Origin of the sequence: Pseudomonas sp. RL_5y_Pfl2_69, from assembly GCF_963970465.1 — a bacterium.
In the GTDB taxonomy this organism is placed as follows: Bacteria; Pseudomonadota; Gammaproteobacteria; order Pseudomonadales; family Pseudomonadaceae; genus Aquipseudomonas.
Window position 1 is genome coordinate 1 of sequence record NZ_CAXAOU010000013.1, and the last position, 19,353, is coordinate 19,353.

Here is a 19,353-nt window from a genome sequence, read left to right on the forward strand (position 1 = left end):
CCCGAACTCAGAAGTGAAACGATGCATCGCCGATGGTAGTGTGGGGTTTCCCCATGTGAGAGTAGGTCATCGTCAAGATTAAATTCCAAAATCCCTGTCTGCTCGCGCAGACGGGGATTTTGTTTTTATAGAAGTACCAAGTTTTCGCAGAGACGTTTTCATGACGGATCTGACACAGAATTTCTTGACGACCATAGAGCATTGGAACCACCTGATCCCATCCCGAACTCAGAAGTGAAACGATGCATCGCCGATGGTAGTGTGGGGTTTCCCCATGTGAGAGTAGGTCATCGTCAAGATTGAATTCCGAAACCCCTGTCTGCTAACGCAGACAGGGGTTTTGTTTTTGCGCAATATAAATCCCCAGCCCCTTCTGTTCTCAAGCCCTTCCTGTATCCCTTTTTAAAGCCACGGCTGCGCTTTCGTCGGATTAAACACATAGCTACCAAAAGTGGCTAAGTATTCCGCAATTGGTGCCGACAGCCTGTTGAGCAATGCGTACGAGCAGATCTGCCTAGAGGCTGTCTGCGCTGTTACACACAACGGTGCCCACGTACGCATCCAACCTTTTGGCATAAGAAGTCCCATGCTATGAATCTAAAGTTCAGCCATAAAATCCTTCTGGCCGCTTCAGGGGTCGTGGTTCTGGCGTTTGCATTATTCACTTTGTATAACGACTACCTGCAGCGCGACACCATCAAGCAAAACATCGAGTCTTCGGTGCAGCAAGCTGGCAACCTGACAGCCAGCAGTGTTCAGAATTGGCTCAGTGGCCGCATCCTGGTGCTGGAGAGCCTCGCACAAAGCATTGCGCATCAAGGCAGCCAGGCTGATCTGCCTGGCCTGGTCGATCAGCCAGCGTTTACCTCCAACTTCCAGTTCACCTACGTCGGGCAAGCCAACGGAGTTTTTACCCAGCGCCCCGATGCCACAATGCCCGAAGGTTATGACCCCCGTGAGCGCCCTTGGTACAAGCAAGCTGTAAGCGCTGGTCAGACCATGCTGACACCGCCCTACATGGCAGCTGTCGGGGGCTTGATTGTGACCATCGCCATGCCGGTTAAAAAAGGCGGTGAGCTGCTCGGTGTGGTCGGCGGTGATCTGAGCCTCGATAGCCTGGTCAAAATCATTAACTCAGTTGATTCAGGTGGTCTGGGTTATGCGTTTTTGGTGAGCAGCGATGGCCAGATCATCGTCAGTCCGGATAAAAATCAGGTGATGAAAAACCTGAAGGATATCTACCCGTCCAGTGCTCTACGCATTGAAAAAGGTGTTCAGGAAGTCAGGCTCGACGGCCAGGAGCGGATTATTTCCTTTACCCCGGTGACAGGCTTGCCGTCCGCAGATTGGTTTATCGGTCAATCCATCGACAAAGAAAAGGCTTACGCGCCGCTGTCTAAATTCCGCACATCGGCAGTGATTGCGATGTTTATTGCCGTGGCCGCGATTGCACTGCTGCTGAGCTTGTTGATCCAGGTATTGATGCGTCCGCTCACTACGATGGGGCGTGCGATGCAAGATATCGCGCAAGGCGAAGGCGACCTGACTCGGCGCTTGGTCATTGAGAACAAGGATGAATTCGGGGAGTTGGCCAGCTCGTTCAACCAGTTCGTTGAGCGTATTCACGCGTCAATCAGCGAAGTGTCCTCTGCTACCCGCCATGTGCATGATTTGTCTCACCGCGTCATGGCATCGTCCAACGCATCCATTGTCGGCTCGGACGAGCAGAGTGCGCGAACCAACAGCGTGGCCGCCGCCATCAACGAGTTGGGCGCTGCCACCCAGGAAATCGCCCGCAATGCTGCCGACGCGTCACAGCATGCCAGCGGAGCCAGTGAGCAGGCAGACGATGGTCGCAAGGTTGTCGAGCAGACCATCCAGGCCATGACCGAGCTTTCGCAGAAGATCAGTCTGTCGTGTGCGCAAATCGAAACCCTGAATGCCAGCACCGACAATATTGGGCACATTCTGGATGTGATCAAAGGCATCTCTCAGCAAACCAACCTGCTGGCCCTCAACGCAGCCATTGAGGCCGCGCGTGCGGGGGAGGCGGGTCGAGGCTTTGCCGTGGTGGCCGATGAGGTGCGCAACCTCGCTCACCGCACTCAGGAGTCGGCGGAGGAGATACATAAAATGATCACCTCGCTGCAAGTGGGTTCCCGCGAAGCGGTCAGCACCATGAATGCGAGCCAGGTTTCCAGCGAAGAAAGCGTCGAGGTCGCGAATCAGGCGGGGGCTCGATTGATCAGCGTGACTCAACGTATCGAAGAAATCGACGGAATGAACCAGTCGGTTGCCGCCGCAACCGAGGAACAGACCGCCGTGGTCGAAACCCTCAATGTGGATATCAACCAGATCAACCTGCTTAACCAGCAAGGTGTGGTGAACCTCAACGAAACCCTCAAGGACTGCGATGCCCTTTCGCAGCAAGCCAGTCGTCTCAAGCAATTGGTCGACAGCTTCAAGATCTGAGGATCGCTAGTCGCTCAAGACTTATCCACAGCCCTGGCGTTTCAAGCGTCAGGGCTGTTTTGCATTCTGAGTGTTCAGATAGTGGGTTATAGCCGTAACACCGCGTTGCAGATGTAACTCCAACTCTGCAATGCATGACTCAACATCTCTGGCTCGGGCATGACGCAACAGTGCCCTGTGATCGTCCTGGCACAATTTGCCAAGGTCCATCTGCTCAAGGTTAAAACGCAGAAAGCGTTCTTCCTCGATAAGCCCTGCCTCAATCAACGCCAGCAGTTTTCGATTCGGCGCCCTGCAGTAAAGCGCCTGATGAAATTGCCGGTTGAGTGTGCCGATCTTGCCGAAATCTGTTTCGGATTCAAGTGCCTCGATATAGCTGTCGGCCGTTTCAAAGTTTTCGTCAGTCAGCAGTGGTACTGACAGACGCAGTGCCTGGGCTTCAAGCAACAGGCGCAGCTCGTAGGTCTCCAGCGAGTTGTCCTCGATCAAAGGAGCAACAACCGCGCCTTTGTATTGCACGACCTGCAGCAAGCATTGAGCTTCCAGCTGACGCAGTGCCTCGCGCACGGGCATTCGGCTAACGCCAAACAACTGTGCCAACGCTTCTTGGCGGATTGCGGTGCCGCATGGCAAGCGGCCATCAAGAATGGCGTTGCGCAAGGTTTCTTCAATCACCGCCCGCGCCAAATGAGCGGGTATGGGGCCTGATACAACTATGCTGTTTAAAGGATTGAGTTTGACGGCCACGTTGCTACTACCTACGCCGAAAGTTCAGCACGCTTGTTTGGATCCAATTCAAGTTAGGTACTGACCCAATCCTTGTCAAACCTTGTTACGTTTAGTTTAGCCTGACTGCGAGATAAGAGATTGCATGGTGCCACTATCTTTCTTTTCCAGGACGCTTCAGCCCGCTCCCTTTTGTCAGGGCCTGTGCCCTACAATCGCCAAAATCAAAGCTGCCCAAATCGCAGCCTTAATGCACAGCAGGTGAAGGATGGGCGTACTCAGCAAGAACGATGTGGGGGAGTTGCGGTTGCGTACTCCTGAGTCGCCCCACATTGCACTCACCCAAATAGTTCGCCAGCCGTGGCTGTGGTGCATTTTGCTCTTGGCCTCAGTGGTGCGGTTCTATGGTTTTACAGCCTCTGCCGTCTGGTGCGACGAGGGCTCCAGCCTGATGCTGAGCGACTATCCCCTCGCCGAAATCTGGTTGCATGCGTCGCACGATGTTCACCCTCCGTTGTATTTCATGCTGCTGCATGGCTGGATGGCGCTGTTTGGTGACGGTCTTGTCTCCATCCGAGCCCTGAGTGTCTTGCCGGGTATCGCAACCGTATTGCTGGGCATGTGGCTCGTGCGGTTGATTGCAACCCAAAGAGCCGCGTTACTGGCCGGGCTTCTGCTGGCATTGCTGCCGACTGCAGTGCGTTACAGCCAGGAAGTGAGGATGTACTCGCTCATGGGGCTGTGGCTGATAGGCGCCACGATTGCGCTGGTCTATTGGGTTAAAGCGCCGCATAAACTCCGTTATCCGGTCATTTACACCGGGTTGATGGCGGCAGCGTTCTATACGCATTACTTCACCGCTTTCTGTGTGATCGCCCACTGGCTCTATCTGTTGATCAGTGGCCGTAGCTCCGGGTGGTTGATCAAGCGTCCCGCCTGGTGGTTGGCCAATGTTGCCATTGTGTTGTTGTTTCTACCCTGGCTCCCCGGCCTGGTGGATCTGCTGCAGCACATGGACGACCTCAAGAGCGGCGGTGATGTGGGCTGGGAGCCTGCAGTCGATGCCCGATCTTTGCCCGCCATGACCTGGCAGCTTTTGATTCAGGACGAAGGCGACAACCTGCCTTGGCCGCTGTTCTGGCTGGCACCGCTTGCACTGCTGGGCGGCTTGGTATGGATGGCGGTTCGCGATTCATCCCGGCATAAATTCACTGGATTGATCGTGATTTACACCCTGCTGCCGATCCTGGCCATTTACGCCGTGTCGTTTGTCTCGCCGCTGTTTATCGAGCGTTACGTGATGTTTGCCGCACTTGGCTTGCCACTGCTTGTGGCGATCGCAGTGGATCGCCTGCTCAAGCACAAGCGTGCGTTGGCCTTCGCACTTCTGTCACTGTTTGTTGGCACTGAGTTGGTGGGCCTGCGCAGTAACTTCAGCAGCGATGCCGACCATTTTGATCGTCTGGTTGAGCACGTAAACCAACAGTTCCTGCCTGGTGACCGAATCGTAGTCAGTGACCTGTTCTGGTACTTCAGTTACGTCTACTACAACAAGACCGGGATTGAACCCCTGCTCTACACGCCGCCCACAGACAGCGGCGCATCCGGACGTCCTAACAACTACGGGTTTGGCACCCTGGTGAACGCCAATGGGGCCAAAATCTATGTTGATCGACTGGCAGACTTGCCGGCCGGTACGGGGCGGGTCTGGCTGATCAGTAGCAAAGAACTGCCGGATGATTTCGGCTCTATTCCAGCAGGTTGGCACAAAGCACAGGACTTGGCCGTCGATGACACCCAGGCTCGACTATATTTGACTTGCCTTGGGGCCGAATGCGGCCCTGAACCTGAATGGAGTCAACTCAATGCAAAAGCCAACCCATAGCCTCCCGTCCTTATTCAAACAACTGGGCCTGCCGTCCAGCCCCGAAGATATCGAAAAATTTGTCACAACCCACTCACCGCTCAAGCCTGACCTGAAGCTCGAAGACGCATTTTTCTGGACGCCTGCCCAAGCGGCGTTTTTGCGTGAAGAGCATCTTGAGGATGCCGATTGGGCTGAAATCGTCGACCAACTGAACCTCATGCTGCGCACAAAACCGATCGTAGGTAAGCAGAAATAAATGGCAACACTTGACTGTGATCATCTGGCCGCGCAATATTAATAGTTAGCAAACTAACATTATGTGACGCCTCTTGCCTGACACTCTCGATCCACTGCAAATGAGCATCAGCACCGGCATGGTGGTTGCGACTCGCCATTGGCGTCGCGTCTGCCAGGCTACGCTGGTCAACTACGGCATTTCCGAAGCCTGTGCCATGCCGCTGCTGATTATCGGGCGCTTGGGGGAGGGGGTGAGACAAGTCACCGTGGCCCATGCTGCCGGGATGGAAAGCCCGTCGCTGGTGCGTCTGCTCGATCAGCTGTGCAAGGCCGGCTACGTACGCCGCTGTGAAGATGCCAGCGACCGACGCGCCAAAACCCTGAGTCTTACCGACACCGGACGCGTCCTGGTGCAATCCATTGAAGCCCAACTCGTGCAACTGAGAAGAACGGCTCTGGCAGGCATTTCGCTGGCTGACCAGGAAGCCGCACTGCGTGTGATCAAAGCCTTTGAAGCGGCCGGTCAACTGCCTGACGGAGCGATGAATTGAACGGGTTTTTCAGCAGCATGCCGCCTGCCCGTGACTGGTTCTATGGTGTGCGCACGTTCGCCGCATCGATGATCGCGCTGTATATCGCATTGTTAATGGAAATGCCCCGTCCGTATTGGGCCATGGCCACGGTTTACATCGTCTCCAGCCCCTTCGTCGGGCCTACCAGTTCCAAGGCGGTGTACCGCGCACTGGGCACCCTGATCGGGGCTGCGGCTGCCGTATTTTTTGTCCCGCTATTTGTGCAAACGCCATTTCTGCTGGTGTTGGTGATCGCGCTCTGGACCGGCATTTTGCTGTTTCTGTCGCTGCACCTGCGCACTGCCAACAGCTACATATTCATGCTTGCCGGTTACACCATGCCCATGATCGCTTTGCCGATTGTGGATAACCCGCTGAACGTCTTTGACATCGCCGTCTCGCGTACCGAGGAAATCATGCTCGGGATAGTCTGCGCGGCGGTGGTCGGCAGCATGTTCTGGCCTCGCCGCTTGACCCCGGTTTTTATCGACTCGGCGGCCAAGTGGTTCGCCGATGCGAGCAATTACAGCAAGCACTTTCTGGCTCGCGACGTTGAGCCGAGCAAAGCCAGCGGCCTGCGCGCCTCGATGGTCACGACCTTCAACAGTCTGGAAATGATGATTGGCCAACTGCCCCATGAGGGAGCGCACCCGCAAACCGTGCGCAATACCAAAGAGTTGCGCGGGCGCATGATCCACTTGTTACCCGTGGTCGATGCACTGGACGACGCACTCTACGCGCTGGAGCGTCGCGCCCCTGAACTGCTCGATAAAGTCACTCCTTTGCTCGACCATGCTCAGCTGTGGCTTGAAAGTACCCGGGAAGGGGCTTCGATCGAGCATTGGCAAGCATTGCGCCATGAACTCGAAGCGTTACAACCCAGTGCCGCGGCGCTGGATGATCGTCGCCAATTGGTCTTTTCCAACGTGCTGTATCGACTGGGCGAATGGATCGACCTGTGGCAAGACTGTCGCAGCCTGCAAAAAGCCATATCGACCGGCAGCCAGGATGTCTGGCGTGCCGTATACCGGCATTGGCGCCTTGGGCGGCTGACGCCGTTTCTCGATCGCGGGCTGATGCTCTATTCGGCATTTTCCACCGTGACTGCGATTGTCGTCGCCTCAGTGCTGTGGATATTGCTCGGCTGGACCGACGGCGCCAGTGCCGTGATTCTGGCCGCGGTGGCCTGCAGTTTTTTTGCCTCGATGGACGACCCGGCGCCGCAGATCTACCGATTCTTTTTCTGGACCTCGCTGTCGGTGGTGTTCGCCAGCCTGTACCTGTTTGTAATCCTGCCCAACCTGCACGACTTTCCGATGCTGGTACTGGCGTTCGCAGTGCCGTTCATCTGCGTGGGTACCCTGACCGTACAACCGCGCTTTTACCTGGGCACATTGCTGACCATCGTCAACACCGCTTCGTTTATCAGCATCCAGGGCGCCTACGATGCGGACTTCATGGTGTTCATGAACGCCAACCTGGCAGGCCCTATCGGTCTGCTGTTTGCCTTCGTCTGGACCCTGCTTGCGCGTCCGTTCGGTGCCGAACTGGCGGCCAAGCGTCTGACGCGTTTCAGCTGGCGCGACATCGTCACCCTGACCCAGCCCGCGACTCTGGCCGAGCACCGGCACATGGGGGCGCAAATGCTTGATCGCCTGATGCAGCACTTGCCGCGTCTGGCCTTGACCGGGCAGGACACGGGCAGCGCTCTGCGTGATCTGCGGGTTGCACTCAACCTTCTGGACTTGCTGGCCTATGCGCCAAGGGTCACGGGTATACCGCAACGGCTGTTGCGTCAGGTGGTGAGCGATGTGGGTGACTACTTTTGCGCCTGCCTCAAGGCGGGTGAGCGTTTGCCAATGCCCCTTGGCCTGCAAATGACCATGGACCGCACTCGCCGCGCCCTCAACGCCAACGACCTGCAAGGCGAAGGCGAAGCGCGGGTGCACCTGCTGCATGCCCTTAGCGGGTTGCGTCTGGCTTTGCTGCCTGGCGTCGAATTTATCGTCGACAACGACGACCTGCCACATCCTCAGGCTCAAAGCATTGATGGAGCGCCGCTATGATCGGTGATGTAGATATCAGCGGGGTATTCCTGCCCACGCTCCTGGTATTGATGGGCATTACCTATTTACTGTTTTTGGTGGTTCACGGGTTACTCACGCGTGTTCACTTTTACCGTCTGGTCTGGCACCGGGCTTTGTTCAACGTCGGTCTCTACGCTCTGTTACTCGGCGTTGTGGATTCGTTTAGTCGATATCTGATGACATGAAAAAACCTTTACTGACCTTGGGCCGTGTCGTTCTCACCTTATTGGTGGTGACGTTTGCCTGCGTCGTGGTCTGGCGCATGACCATGTACTACATGTTTGCTCCCTGGACTCGCGACGCCCACATCCGAGCCGACATTGTGCAAATTGCCCCCGATGTCTCGGGCCTGATCAAGCAGGTCGATGTGCGTGACAACCAGCTCGTCACCCGTGACCAGGTGCTGTTTGTCATCGATCAGGAGCGCTTCAAACTGGCGTTGCGCCAAGCCCAGGCCACGGTTGCCGATCGCAAGGAAACCCTGGCGCAAGCCCAGCGTGAAAGCCGTCGTAACAAGGGGCTGGGTAATCTGGTCGCCCGTGAGCTGCTCGAAGAAAGCCAGTCCCGTGAAATGCGCGCTCAGGCCGCGCTCACCGAGGCCCAGGTGGCCGTGGACAGTGCTCAGCTGAACCTGGACCGTACCGTCGTGCGCAGCCCGGTTGATGGCTACGTCAATGACCGGGCACCCCGGGTCAATGAGTTCGTCACGGCGGGGCGGCCTGTGCTGTCGATTGTCGACAGCACCTCTTTCCATATCGACGGTTATTTCGAGGAGACAAAGCTCGATGGCATCCATGTCGGTCAGAGCGTTGATATCCGCGTGATTGGCGACAATGCCCGTTTGCGTGGTCATGTCGAAAGCATCGTGGCGGGTATCGAAGACCGTGACCGTACCAGCGGCCAGAACCTGCTGCCCAACGTCAACCCGGCGTTCAGCTGGGTACGGCTGGCGCAGCGGATTCCTGTGCGCATTGTGTTTGATGATGTGCCGGAGGACTTTCGCATGATCGCCGGTCGCACTGCGACAGTGTCCATTATCGAAGACTCGTCCAAAGACAGGCCTGCCCCGGAGAGTGCGCGATGAAAGCCGTTCACCTGGCAGCCGTAGGGCTGGGTTTGCTGCTGTCCGGTTGCCAGTTGCTTGGCCCTGATTACCACTTGCCCAAAGACGCGGCCATGCAACGCCCGGACTTGCAGGGTGAACTGGCGGGCGAGGGTGCCAATGTGATGTCCGCGCCGGTCCCCGATGATTGGTGGAAGCTCTACCAAGACCCGAAACTCAACGAGCTGGTACGTCAGGCGCTGGCCTCCAACACCGACTTGCGGGTCGCGGCGGCGAACCTGTCGCGGGCGCGGGCTCAGGTTGAGCAGGCGCAGTCGGCCGGAGGCTGGAGTGGCTCGGTGAAGGCGGGCGCCCAGCGTCTGCAAGAGTCCGGGGAAGCCTTCCTGCTGGCGGATAAGGTGCCGGTGGCCAACGTCGGCGACCTGGGCATCAGCACTTCGTATCAGTTCGATTTATGGGGCACCTTGCAGCGCGGTATCGAAGCGGCGCTGGCCAATGCCGACGCAACTCAGGCCGCCGCCGACACCGCGCGCATCACCCTGGTAGCGGATGTGGTGCGGGCGTACACCCAAGTGTGCGCAGCCAATGAAGAACACCACATCGCTGATGAATCCCTCAGGCTGCAAGCGCAAAGCACCAGCCTGACCCAGCGTCTGCGTGATGCGGGCCGCGGCGACGAAACTCAAGTCACCCGCTCCGAAACCCAGTTCAAATCGTTGCGGGCAGAATTGCCTCGTTACGAGGCGTTGCGCCAGTCCGGTTTGTTCCGCCTGTCCATGTTGCTGGCCAAGCCGCTGGACCAACTGCCATCGGGCGTTGCCACCTGTGCCGAGCTGCCGCACATCGCGCAACTGCTGCCTGTAGGTGACGGTGCAGCGCTGCTCAAGCGCCGCCCTGACGTGCGTCAGGCCGAACGCCATCTGGCCGCAGCGACCGCTGAGATAGGTGTCGCCACGGGCTCCCTGTACCCGGACATCAGCATCGGTGCCAGCATTGGCACGGTGGGCATCATCGACAACCTGGGCACGGCGCCCACCAACCGCTGGGGCTTTGGCCCGATGCTGAGCTGGACGATTCCGACCAATGGCTCGCGAGCCCGAATTCGTGAAGCAGAGGCTGTTACCCAGGGGGCATTGGCCAGGTTCGACGGCGTAGTGCTCAACGCCATCCGTGAAACCCAGACCAGCCTGGTGCAATACACCGCGCTGTTGCAGCGCCGCGATGCATTGGCAGATGCAGAGCAGTCGGCAAAAACCGCGGCCGATCAGACCCATCAGTTCTTCCAGGCCGGGCGCGAATCATTTTTGGCCGACTTGCAAGCAACCCGTACCTACACCGACATGCGCGCGCAATTGTCGGCTGCCAATACCCAGGTAGCCATGAGCCAGATCGATCTGTTTCTGGCCCTGGGTGGCGGCTGGGAAAGTGGACGAACGCACGCCCCGGCAAACGCTAAACCCTGACAGCGTTGCTATGCTCTGAACTATCGGTATCAGAACGATGGTTCAGGGCGTTTGCGGGTCTGTAGCCCTCCTCATCGTGCAGACTATGCCTGATGGGGATACTAATAATGAAAAACCCTTATGCTCCCGGTTTCTGGTGTGCTGTAGCGGCGGTAGTGCTGCTTTCGGCGACTTACTTCTACGGCATCATGCTGGCGCACCAGATCGACAAGGCAATGATCTTTCTCGACAGTGCCAGCGCCCTGATTGCCGTACTGGCCATAGTGGTAGTGGCCTGCGCCCTGGTGCAAACCCGGCAAATCAAAAAGCGCCAGATCACCCAAGGCCAGACCCGTGTCCTTATCTGGGACACCAAGGTTGCATTGCGCCGGGTCGAAACGGTATTCGATCGCTATTTCTGGGGGAGCTACTGGCAGCCGGGCCGAACCTTCCAGGAGTTCATGGGCGAGCTGACCGGCACCCCGCTGGAGAAGAGCCTGGATGCCCTTAAAGCCCAATGCCTGCAACTCGATAAAGCCCTGCCATCCGAAGATCGCCAATGGCTCGACACTGCGCGTGAGCTCTCGGATGTCGCCGCGGCGATGGCTCGTGAGCGCTATCAGCTAGATTATTCGGATGTATCTTTCAATTCCGTAGGAGAAACCTGCATCGACCACGACCTGGAGGTGCTGGTGTACACCTGGAGTGCCAGCCTCAAGAGCTTTGATCATCAACTTGACGAGATCGACCAGCGTTACGCTCAACCCGCATGAGGCCTGGCGTCACTCAAGAGCAGCGCCTGCTCTGTCGCCAGTGTTAACCTGCTAGCACTTTGGGCCCATGAAGGGCTTTGCAAAGACCGCTTTTACTTTCAACACAACGGACATTGAACGGGTCAATTGATGAACAAACCATTAGGCGTGCTGGCAGGGATTGTGATTGTTGTTGGAGCACTGAATACCGCCGGGGCGTGGTACACCGGCAGCAAAATCGAAGGTGTGTTGCAGGCCGCGATTGAGCAATCCAACCAGGAGCTGGCAACCCAACTTCAAGGCTCCACCACCCACGGCACTCTCGAACTGGTGTCTATTGAGCGCAACCTCTACAGCAGCACCGCGCACTATCGCCTGAAACTTCAGGACGACAAAGCGGGCCCGGACGCACCACCTGTAGAGTTGCTGTTTGTCGATAACATCGAGCATGGCCCGCTGCCGTGGTCGCGCATCAAGACGTTCAAGTGGATGCCAGTGATGGCAGTCAACAATTACGCGTTGGAAAAATCCCCTTTCACCGAAAAGTGGTTCGCTGCAACCAAGGATCAGACGCCGCTCAAAGGCCAGGTCACCATGGGTTACAACCGCTCGGTTGATGGTCATATGGAACTGGTGGCGCTTGAGACCAAGCTGGACGACAACTCCAGCTTCAGCTTCTCGGGCCTGACCATGGAGGCTCAAACCGATGCCGATGGCCAGAACCTGAAAGCCAAAGGCTACATGGACCACCTCAAGCTCCACGCGGTCACGGTCGACAACCCGCCCGTACTGGTCGAACTCAATGGTCTGACCCTCGCCAGCGACCTGAAAAAAACGCCATTTGGCTTCTATCTCGGCCAGAACGTGATGGTACTGAGCGAAGGCCAACTGACGTATGGCGCCGCACAATCGGTCATCAAGCTCAAAAACTTCGAGTACGCGGATTCTTCTTCCGCTACTGGCAACCTGATGTCCGGGCGCCTGTCTTACAAAGTGGGTGACATCACCCTGGACGGCAAGCCAGTGGGCAGCGCGCAAATGGTCCTCACTGCCAGCAGCCTCGACATCCCGGCCATGCAGGCGCTGTTGCAGATCTACCAAAACAAATTCCAGCCTCAGGCTGACGGCACCTTGCCTCAAACACCGCTGACCCCGGCCGAACAAGTGTTGATGCAGGTCGAGGTTGAAAAACTGCTGGCCGCCAAACCGCAGCTGGCGCTGGAAAAGTTCACGATCAAAACCGAAAACGGCGAAAGCCAGCTCAACGTTGCCATGAGCCTGGCCAAGCCAACCTCGTTTGAGGCGGCGCCTATCGAAGTCACCAAGCAAATGCTGACTGCGCTGGATGCAAAACTGCAGTTGTCCAAACCGATGATTGCTGACCTGTCAGCTGTTCAGGCGCAACTGGTCGGTCAAACTGACCCGCAAACCATTGCCAAAATGGCCAGCATGAACAGTGAGATGGCAGGTGTGATGGCCGTGCAAACCGGGTTGGCCAAAGTGGATGGCAACAACATCCTGGCTTCGCTCAATTACGCAGAAGGCCTGGTGGACCTCAATGGTCAGAAAATGAGCCTTGAAGACTTCATCACTGCAATGACCACACGCTTTGGCGGTGTCGCCAGCCAGCAGTAAATCATTCGTGGGAGCGCTGCGGTTTTTCTGAAGACCGCAGCGTTTCAATCGCGAGCAAGCCCGCTTCCACTGGATGTATGCAGGCGCGAAAAAACCACGCGCAACTGCACGTCGTGTTCAATTTTTGAGGGGGGTAAACACGGTTCCCTTGAATAAGGGAACGCATCTATAGACGGCGTAAATATGGCGGAGAACGGGGGATTCGAACCCCCGACACCCTTTTGAGGTGTACTCCCTTAGCAGGGGAGCGCCTTCGGCCACTCGGCCAGCTCTCCGCGAAACGCCGCGTATAGTAACCAGCCTTTCGTCAGTTGCCCATAAAAATTTAACCTGGCTGACGTTTAGCTGAAAAAAACCCCGAAACACAGGCACACGACGACTCACCGGATTCTCGGCGAGAGGCAAAAATGCGTTGGGGAATCTTGGTTTTGACGCTGTTCCCTTGGACAAGGGAAAGAAGATGGTGCACCAGGCGGGATTCGAACCCACGACCACTGCCTTCGGAGGGCAGTACTCTATCCAGCTGAGCTACTGGTGCGACGCGGGCGCCATAATACTCATCTGTGTGTCGCCCGTCCATGCTGCTGATTCGTCAGGTGTTTGTTGGTGCGTTATGGGCTATTAATGTGGGCCGGGGGGAAAAGCGGTAAAAGATGGCCGCTTGTTCTTTTTTTCGAACAGGCTATTGTCCTTTACCCCCTTTGACCCTAGGATTCGTTTGAGATTTCAAACGCTCTTGTCTGAGTGCTAAACCGCACGGCTAACTCTTTGTGCGTTTTCTAGATACTTTGGCAGTGAATGACTTCCTGACGGCAGCCTTCTATGGCGCCTTTCTACTATTAATAATTCGCTCCGCGCCTGCGCGGTGCTGTTAAGGAAAGCCCACATGCAGCTCAAAGACGCACAGTTGTTCCGCCAACAAGCCTATATCGATGGTGCTTGGGTCGATGCGGACGGTGGCCAGACAATCAAGGTCAACAACCCGGCTACCGGTGAAATCATCGGTACAGTGCCAAAAATGGGCGCGGTTGAAACCCGTCGCGCCATTGAAGCCGCTGACAAAGCGTTGCCAGCCTGGCGTGCCCTGACCGCCAAAGAGCGTGCAAACAAGCTGCGTCGCTGGTTTGAGCTGTTGATCGAAAATCAGGACGACCTTGGTCGCCTGATGACCCTGGAACAAGGCAAGCCTCTTGCCGAAGCCAAGGGCGAGATCGTTTACGCCGCTTCGTTCATCGAATGGTTCGCCGAAGAAGCCAAGCGCGTCTATGGCGACGTGATCCCGGGCCATCAGCCAGACAAGCGCCTGATCGTGATCAAGCAACCGATTGGCGTGACCGCTGCAATCACCCCGTGGAACTTCCCGGCGGCCATGATCACCCGTAAAGCGGGCCCGGCTTTGGCTGCTGGCTGCACCATGGTGATCAAGCCTGCTTCGCAAACTCCGTTTTCGGCGCTGGCGCTGGTTGAACTGGCACACCGTGCCGGCATCCCTAAAGGCGTGCTGAGCGTTGTGACCGGCAGTGCGGGTGACATCGGCGGCGAGCTGACCAGCAACCCGATCGTGCGCAAGCTGTCCTTCACCGGCTCGACCGAAATCGGTCGTCAGCTGATGGCCGAATGCGCCAAGGACATCAAAAAAGTGTCGCTGGAACTGGGCGGCAACGCACCCTTCATCGTGTTTGACGACGCGGACCTGGATAAGGCCGTCGAAGGCGCGATCATTTCCAAATATCGCAACAACGGCCAGACCTGCGTTTGCGCAAACCGCCTGTACATTCAGGATTCGGTCTACGACGCTTTCGCCGAAAAACTGAAAGTGGCCGTGGCCAAGCTCAAGATCGGCAACGGTCTGGACGAAGGCACCACCACAGGTCCCCTGATCGATGACAAGGCCGTGGCCAAGGTCAAAGAGCACATCGCTGACGCATTGAGCAAAGGCGCCACCCTGCTGGCCGGTGGCAACAGCATGGAAGGCAGCTTCTTCGAGCCGACCATCCTGATCAACGTGCCGAAAAACGCAGCCGTAGCGAAAGAAGAAACCTTCGGTCCGCTGGCGCCACTGTTCCGCTTCAAAGATGAAGCTGAAGTGATCGCAATGGCCAACGACACCGAGTTCGGTCTGGCATCGTACTTCTATGCCCGCGACTTGAGCCGCGTGTTCCGTGTGGCGGAAGCCCTGGAGTACGGCATGGTGGGTGTGAACACCGGCCTGATCTCCAACGAAGTCGCGCCGTTCGGCGGTATCAAGGCTTCGGGCCTGGGCCGTGAAGGGTCCAAGTACGGCATCGAAGACTACCTGGAAATCAAATATCTCTGCCTGGGCATCTAACCCGGCAGGTGGTTCGGCAGCGGGGGCACGAGAGCGATGCCTCCCCTGCGTTTCAAACTGTTAGTTCCTGTGGCCGGGAGCGCCATGCCAGTCGATCATCGAATGCTGGCATCGTTGACTCCCAGGCGCGTCAGCCTTGAACCCTGCCGTTTGAAGAGCGGCGAATGAGGACACCATGAGCAACAAGACCAACGCATCCCTGATGAAACGCCGTGAAGCCGCTGTACCGCGCGGTGTTGGCCAGATTCACCCGATCTTCGCCGAATCGGCAAAAAACGCTACCGTCACCGACGTTGAAGGCCGCGAGTTCATCGACTTCGCAGGCGGTATCGCTGTACTGAACACCGGTCACTTGCACCCGAAAATCATTGCCGCCGTGCAAGAGCAACTGACCAAGCTGACCCACACCTGCTTCCAGGTACTGGCTTACGAGCCGTACGTTGAGCTGTGCGAAAAGATCAACGCCAAGGTGCCGGGCAATTTCGACAAGAAAACCCTGTTGGTCACCACCGGCTCTGAAGCCGTTGAAAACGCCGTGAAAATCGCCCGCGCTGCCACAGGCCGTGCTGGCGTGATCGCTTTCACCGGCGCGTACCACGGTCGCACCATGATGACCCTGGGCCTGACCGGCAAAGTCGTACCGTACTCGGCAGGCATGGGCCTGATGCCAGGCGGCATCTTCCGCGCTCTGTTCCCGTGCGAAATGCATGGCGTCTCGGTTGACGATTCCATCGCCAGCATCGAGCGCATCTTCAAAAACGATGCCGAGCCTAAAGACATCGCCGCTATCATCATCGAGCCGGTACAGGGCGAAGGTGGTTTCTACGTGGCGCCGAAGGCATTCATGGCCCGCCTGCGCGAGCTGTGCGACAAGCACGGCATCCTGCTGATTGCTGACGAAGTGCAAACCGGCGCTGGCCGTACTGGCACCTTCTTCGCAATGGAACAGATGGGCGTTGCTGCCGACCTGACCACCTTCGCCAAATCCATCGCTGGTGGCTTCCCGTTGGCCGGTGTATGTGGCAAGGCGGAGTATATGGATGCTATCGCTCCAGGCGGTCTGGGCGGCACCTATGCCGGTAGCCCGATTGCTTGCGCAGCTGCGCTGGCAGTGCTTGAAGTATTTGAAGAAGAACACCTGCTGGATCGCTGCAAAGAAGTTGGCGAGCGTCTGGTCACTGGCCTCAAGGCCATTCAGGCCAAGTACCCGGTGATCGGTGACGTGCGTGCCCTGGGTGCGATGATTGCGGTCGAGCTGTTCGAAGGCGGCGATTCCCACAAGCCAAACGCGGCTGCAGTGGCGCAAGTGGTTGCCAAGGCTCGCGACAAAGGTTTGATCCTGCTGTCGTGCGGCACTTACGGCAACGTGCTGCGTGTGCTGGTTCCACTGACTTCGCCAAACGAGCAGTTGGACAAAGGCCTGGCCATCATCGAAGAGTGCTTCGCTGAACTGGCTTGAGTCCACCCTTGAGGGTGTGATCTGAGACACAAAAAAACCGCTTCGGCGGTTTTTTTGCGTTTGAACTATCTGTTTGGGTGATTTTTTCTGTAACCGCGTGCGGCCTTTGACTAAGGTGCAGGCATTGTGCGGAGAGAAAATTGGATGACGGTTGTAGATTTAAGCGCGGTGCCCACTGTATTGATTGCCGAGGCCGACCCCTGGACTCAGGACTTGCTCAAGCAGGTGGTGCTGACGGTACGTTGTGATGCTCAGCTGGATGTATGTGGGGATGGTCAGCAAGCGCTCGCGCAGTTGAGCAAAAAACACTACGGACTTGTGATTGCTGATCGTGATTTGCCCGGAGTCAGCGGCCTGGATTTGTTGCGCACTGTGCGTCAGCGCCGTGCTGTTCCAGCGCAGCCTTTTATTTTGCTGAGTGCGCGTAATGACAGCGCCAGTGTGCGCGAAGCATTGCCGCTGGCGCCAACAGCCTACCTGACGACACCGCTGGACATTGCCGGCCTGACCATACGGCTCAAGGGGCTGCTGCTCAATGCAGGGCAAGAGATTTCGTGCGAAGCACCGCCGCTGGCCCCCGGCATGACCCTCAGGAAGTTTCTGGAGCAGCGCCGTGCATCTTCTGATGGTGCGCCGCTGCTGGTTGATGCGCAGTCGGCGCTCAAGAGCAGTCTCGTTCCAGAAGGACTGGACCTTGAACGGCTTGAGCAGGGCGTGGGCACTGATCCGCAAATTACCGCTGTCATGATTGCGGCGGCCAACAGCGCTGCACACCATCGCCCCAGCCCTGCCCAGACCCTTGCACAAGCGTTGCAGTCGCTGGGGGCTGCGCAAAGCATGAATCTGGTCCTTGGGCTGACCCTCAAGCGCAACCCGCAACTGACGGACCCTTGCCTGGCCGATTACGCCGAACAGCAGTGGGCTGTGTCACTGCGTACGGCGCACTATGGTCGTACGCTCGCGGGCATGCTCAATCTGGATCAGGAGCGTTGCTACTGTGCCGGGCTGTTGCATCGATTGGGCGATCTGGCCTTGTTGCGCAGTCTTGAGGAGTGGCAGCAGGCCGGTGGTGAGCTGGACACCCAGGCCATTGACGCATCACTGAGCGAATTCGGGGCCGCCTACGGCTCGGCGTTACGCACGCGCTGGCGCTTGCCGCTGGAGTTGCGCGAGTTGATAGCTGCGATTTATCACTTGGGTGGCGGGGTGTATTCGCGCGAAGCGCTGGTGATGAATCTTGCGGCGCAAGTGGCCAATCTGGAGTCAGAAGAAGGGATTGCCCAGGTGGCTGGCGGGAAGACAGCTCGCTTGTTGCGGGTGGGCATGTCGCAACTTTCGCAGTTGATCGATAAACAGTAGTAGTGGGAGCGGGCTTGCTCGCGATTCAGGCGCCGCGGGTTGTCAGGCAAGTCGCGGTGATTGCACCGCGAGCAAGCCCGCTCCCACCTGATCGGTGGAGGCGGGCCAGTCTTTAAACCGTCGCAGGACGCAGTGAGTAGGTCTTGAGCTGGTGAGCAAATTCGCGCAGCGACTGAATCCCGCTGGCTTCTGCTTCGTGTACCCATTCCTTGATCGCTGCCAGCATGTCATGACCATTGGTGCTGGTCTTGACCCAGATCTGTTGCAGGGCCAGGCGCTTTTCGTAAATCACTTTGAGCGAGTGGCTGTGCTCCAGCATCGTTTCGATACGCTGGTGATGACGCTCTTCAAGCAGGCTGGTCTCCCGTGAAAGCAGGCGCTTGGCGCGACGGAACTGGTGACGCACCGAGTGATCGACCTTGGCCAGCTCTTGCTGAACCAGCGGTGCAATGACCAGCTTTCGGTACTGGGCCATGATCTGGAAACGGTTGTTGAGGATCGCCATCGCGGTGTCCATGTCCAGATTGCCTTTGCCTTCCACCCGGTGGGCAATTGGCGCTACACGCTGAACTTTGGCCAGGCGCAAAAAGCTGAAGACTTTTATCCAGGCCCAGCCCAGGTCGAACTCCCACTTCTTGACCGACAGCTTGGCCGAATTGGGGTAGGTGTGATGGTTGTTGTGCAGCTCTTCGCCGCCAATGATGATGCCCCACGGCACCAGGTTGGTGGCAGCGTCGCGGCATTCAAAGTTGCGATAACCCACAGCATGGCCCAGGCCGTTGACCACGCCTGCTGCCCATACCGGAATCCACATCATCTGAATGGCCCAGATGGTCAGGCCGATGGCACCGAACAGCAGCAGGTCGATGACCAGCATGATTGCCACGCCCAGCATTTTGTAACGCGAGTAAACATTTCGCTCAATCCAGTCTTCAGGGCAGTTTTTGCCGTAAATACGCAATGTTTCAGGATTTTGAGCTTCTTCGCGATACAGCTCTGCACCTTTTCGCAAAACGGTCGATAACCCTTTGATAACCGGGCTGTGCGGGTCATCGACGGTTTCGCATTTGGCGTGGTGTTTGCGGTGGATGGCTGTCCACTCACGGGTGTTCTGCGCCGTGGTCAGCCACAGCCAGAAGCGGAAAAAGTGTTTCAGGCCACCGTTAAGCTCCAGCGAGCGATGGGCTGAGTAGCGGTGTAGATAAACCGTGACACCGATAATGGTCACGTGGGTCATCAACAGAGTGACTGCCACCAGTTGCCAGGCCGACAAGTCGAGAAAACCGTTGTACCACATAGGCTGTTTGGCCCTCGGGAAGATGAAAAAAACTGCAACACGCATTATCACCATGC

15 protein-coding genes, 2 tRNA genes, 2 rRNA genes and 1 pseudogene are annotated in these 19,353 nt (G+C 57.3%); 16 read left to right on the plus strand and 4 right to left on the minus strand.

Annotation, left to right across the window (positions count from 1 at the left end):
* The 4 genes and pseudogenes from rrf (AACY07_RS24340) to AACY07_RS24350 all read left to right on the plus strand — a co-directional run.
* Positions 1 to 78: ribosomal RNA gene (gene rrf / locus AACY07_RS24340) — 5S ribosomal RNA — on the plus strand; the annotation flags it as partial.
* Positions 79 to 183: 105 nt separating this feature from the next.
* Positions 184 to 299: ribosomal RNA gene (rrf, locus tag AACY07_RS19690) — 5S ribosomal RNA — on the plus strand.
* 292 nt (positions 300 to 591) lie between these two features.
* Positions 592 to 1,617, plus strand: a pseudogene (locus AACY07_RS24345) (cache domain-containing protein); the annotation flags it as partial.
* Positions 1,618 to 1,686: 69 nt separating this feature from the next.
* Positions 1,687 to 2,472 carry a methyl-accepting chemotaxis protein gene (locus AACY07_RS24350; protein ID WP_395247549.1) on the plus strand — a complete coding sequence of 262 codons (786 nt, stop codon included), beginning with the start codon at positions 1,687 to 1,689 and terminating at the stop codon, positions 2,470 to 2,472.
* Between the two features lie 48 nt (positions 2,473 to 2,520).
* Here AACY07_RS24350 and AACY07_RS19700 read toward each other — a convergent pair whose 3' ends face one another.
* On the minus strand, positions 2,521 to 3,219 hold the full coding sequence (locus AACY07_RS19700) for a GntR family transcriptional regulator (RefSeq protein WP_339476972.1): 699 nt from the start codon (positions 3,217 to 3,219) through the stop codon (positions 2,521 to 2,523).
* Between the two features lie 247 nt (positions 3,220 to 3,466).
* On the opposite strand from AACY07_RS19700, the gene AACY07_RS19705 reads away from it, so the two are divergent.
* The 9 genes from AACY07_RS19705 (at position 3,467) to AACY07_RS19745 (ending at position 12,853) form a co-directional block, all read left to right on the plus strand.
* Positions 3,467 to 5,083, plus strand: a complete 1,617-nt coding sequence (locus tag AACY07_RS19705) for a glycosyltransferase family 39 protein (RefSeq protein WP_339476974.1) — start codon at positions 3,467 to 3,469, stop codon at positions 5,081 to 5,083.
* Positions 5,064 to 5,321: a DUF2789 domain-containing protein gene (locus tag AACY07_RS19710; RefSeq protein ID WP_133079325.1), complete on the plus strand. Its 258-nt coding sequence runs from the start codon at positions 5,064 to 5,066 to the stop codon at positions 5,319 to 5,321. The genes AACY07_RS19705 and AACY07_RS19710 overlap by 20 nt, the downstream gene beginning before the upstream one ends.
* A gap of 100 nt (positions 5,322 to 5,421) precedes the next feature.
* A complete protein-coding gene (locus AACY07_RS19715; protein WP_339477178.1) occupies positions 5,422 to 5,853 on the plus strand; it encodes a MarR family winged helix-turn-helix transcriptional regulator in 432 nt (143 codons plus the stop codon).
* Entirely contained in the window at positions 5,850 to 7,940 is a 2,091-nt protein-coding gene (locus AACY07_RS19720; RefSeq protein WP_339476976.1) for an FUSC family protein, read from the plus strand. Before AACY07_RS19715 ends, AACY07_RS19720 begins: the two co-directional genes overlap by 4 nt.
* A complete protein-coding gene (locus AACY07_RS19725) occupies positions 7,937 to 8,146 on the plus strand; it encodes a DUF1656 domain-containing protein (protein WP_016782973.1) in 210 nt (69 codons plus the stop codon). Before AACY07_RS19720 ends, AACY07_RS19725 begins: the two co-directional genes overlap by 4 nt.
* A complete protein-coding gene (locus AACY07_RS19730) occupies positions 8,143 to 9,045 on the plus strand; it encodes an efflux RND transporter periplasmic adaptor subunit (protein WP_133079323.1) in 903 nt (300 codons plus the stop codon). Before AACY07_RS19725 ends, AACY07_RS19730 begins: the two co-directional genes overlap by 4 nt.
* Positions 9,042 to 10,487 (plus strand): efflux transporter outer membrane subunit, encoded by a 1,446-nt coding sequence (locus AACY07_RS19735; RefSeq protein WP_339476980.1) that lies wholly within the window; start codon positions 9,042 to 9,044, stop codon positions 10,485 to 10,487. Before AACY07_RS19730 ends, AACY07_RS19735 begins: the two co-directional genes overlap by 4 nt.
* A 107-nt stretch (positions 10,488 to 10,594) precedes the next feature.
* Positions 10,595 to 11,239, plus strand: coding sequence for an NADH:ubiquinone oxidoreductase subunit N (locus tag AACY07_RS19740; RefSeq protein WP_133079321.1), 645 nt, complete (start codon positions 10,595 to 10,597; stop codon positions 11,237 to 11,239).
* 129 nt (positions 11,240 to 11,368) lie between these two features.
* The gene (locus AACY07_RS19745) at positions 11,369 to 12,853 is read left to right on the plus strand and encodes a YdgA family protein (protein ID WP_219262597.1); all 1,485 of its coding nucleotides are present in this window, start codon (positions 11,369 to 11,371) and stop codon (positions 12,851 to 12,853) included.
* 184 nt (positions 12,854 to 13,037) lie between these two features.
* Here AACY07_RS19745 and AACY07_RS19750 read toward each other — a convergent pair.
* Together AACY07_RS19750 and AACY07_RS19755 are read right to left on the minus strand one after the other, a co-directional pair.
* Positions 13,038 to 13,128: transfer RNA gene (locus AACY07_RS19750), tRNA-Ser, on the minus strand.
* A 186-nt stretch (positions 13,129 to 13,314) separates the two neighbouring features.
* Positions 13,315 to 13,391, minus strand: a tRNA-Arg gene (locus AACY07_RS19755).
* Between the two features lie 348 nt (positions 13,392 to 13,739).
* On the opposite strand from AACY07_RS19755, the gene gabD reads away from it, so the two are divergent.
* The 3 genes from gabD (at position 13,740) to AACY07_RS19770 (ending at position 18,000) form a co-directional block, all read left to right on the plus strand.
* On the plus strand, positions 13,740 to 15,182 hold the full coding sequence (gene gabD, locus AACY07_RS19760) for an NADP-dependent succinate-semialdehyde dehydrogenase (protein ID WP_133079303.1): 1,443 nt from the start codon (positions 13,740 to 13,742) through the stop codon (positions 15,180 to 15,182).
* A gap of 175 nt (positions 15,183 to 15,357) precedes the next feature.
* On the plus strand, positions 15,358 to 16,641 hold the full coding sequence (gene gabT, locus AACY07_RS19765; protein ID WP_133079302.1) for a 4-aminobutyrate--2-oxoglutarate transaminase: 1,284 nt from the start codon (positions 15,358 to 15,360) through the stop codon (positions 16,639 to 16,641).
* 144 nt (positions 16,642 to 16,785) lie between these two features.
* A complete protein-coding gene (locus AACY07_RS19770; RefSeq protein WP_339476985.1) occupies positions 16,786 to 18,000 on the plus strand; it encodes an HDOD domain-containing protein in 1,215 nt (404 codons plus the stop codon).
* Between the two features lie 112 nt (positions 18,001 to 18,112).
* Here AACY07_RS19770 and desA read toward each other — a convergent pair whose 3' ends face one another.
* Positions 18,113 to 19,297 carry a delta-9 fatty acid desaturase DesA gene (desA, locus tag AACY07_RS19775; RefSeq protein ID WP_326398953.1) on the minus strand — a complete coding sequence of 395 codons (1,185 nt, stop codon included), beginning with the start codon at positions 19,295 to 19,297 and terminating at the stop codon, positions 18,113 to 18,115.
* Positions 19,298 to 19,353: the final 56 nt, after the last annotated feature.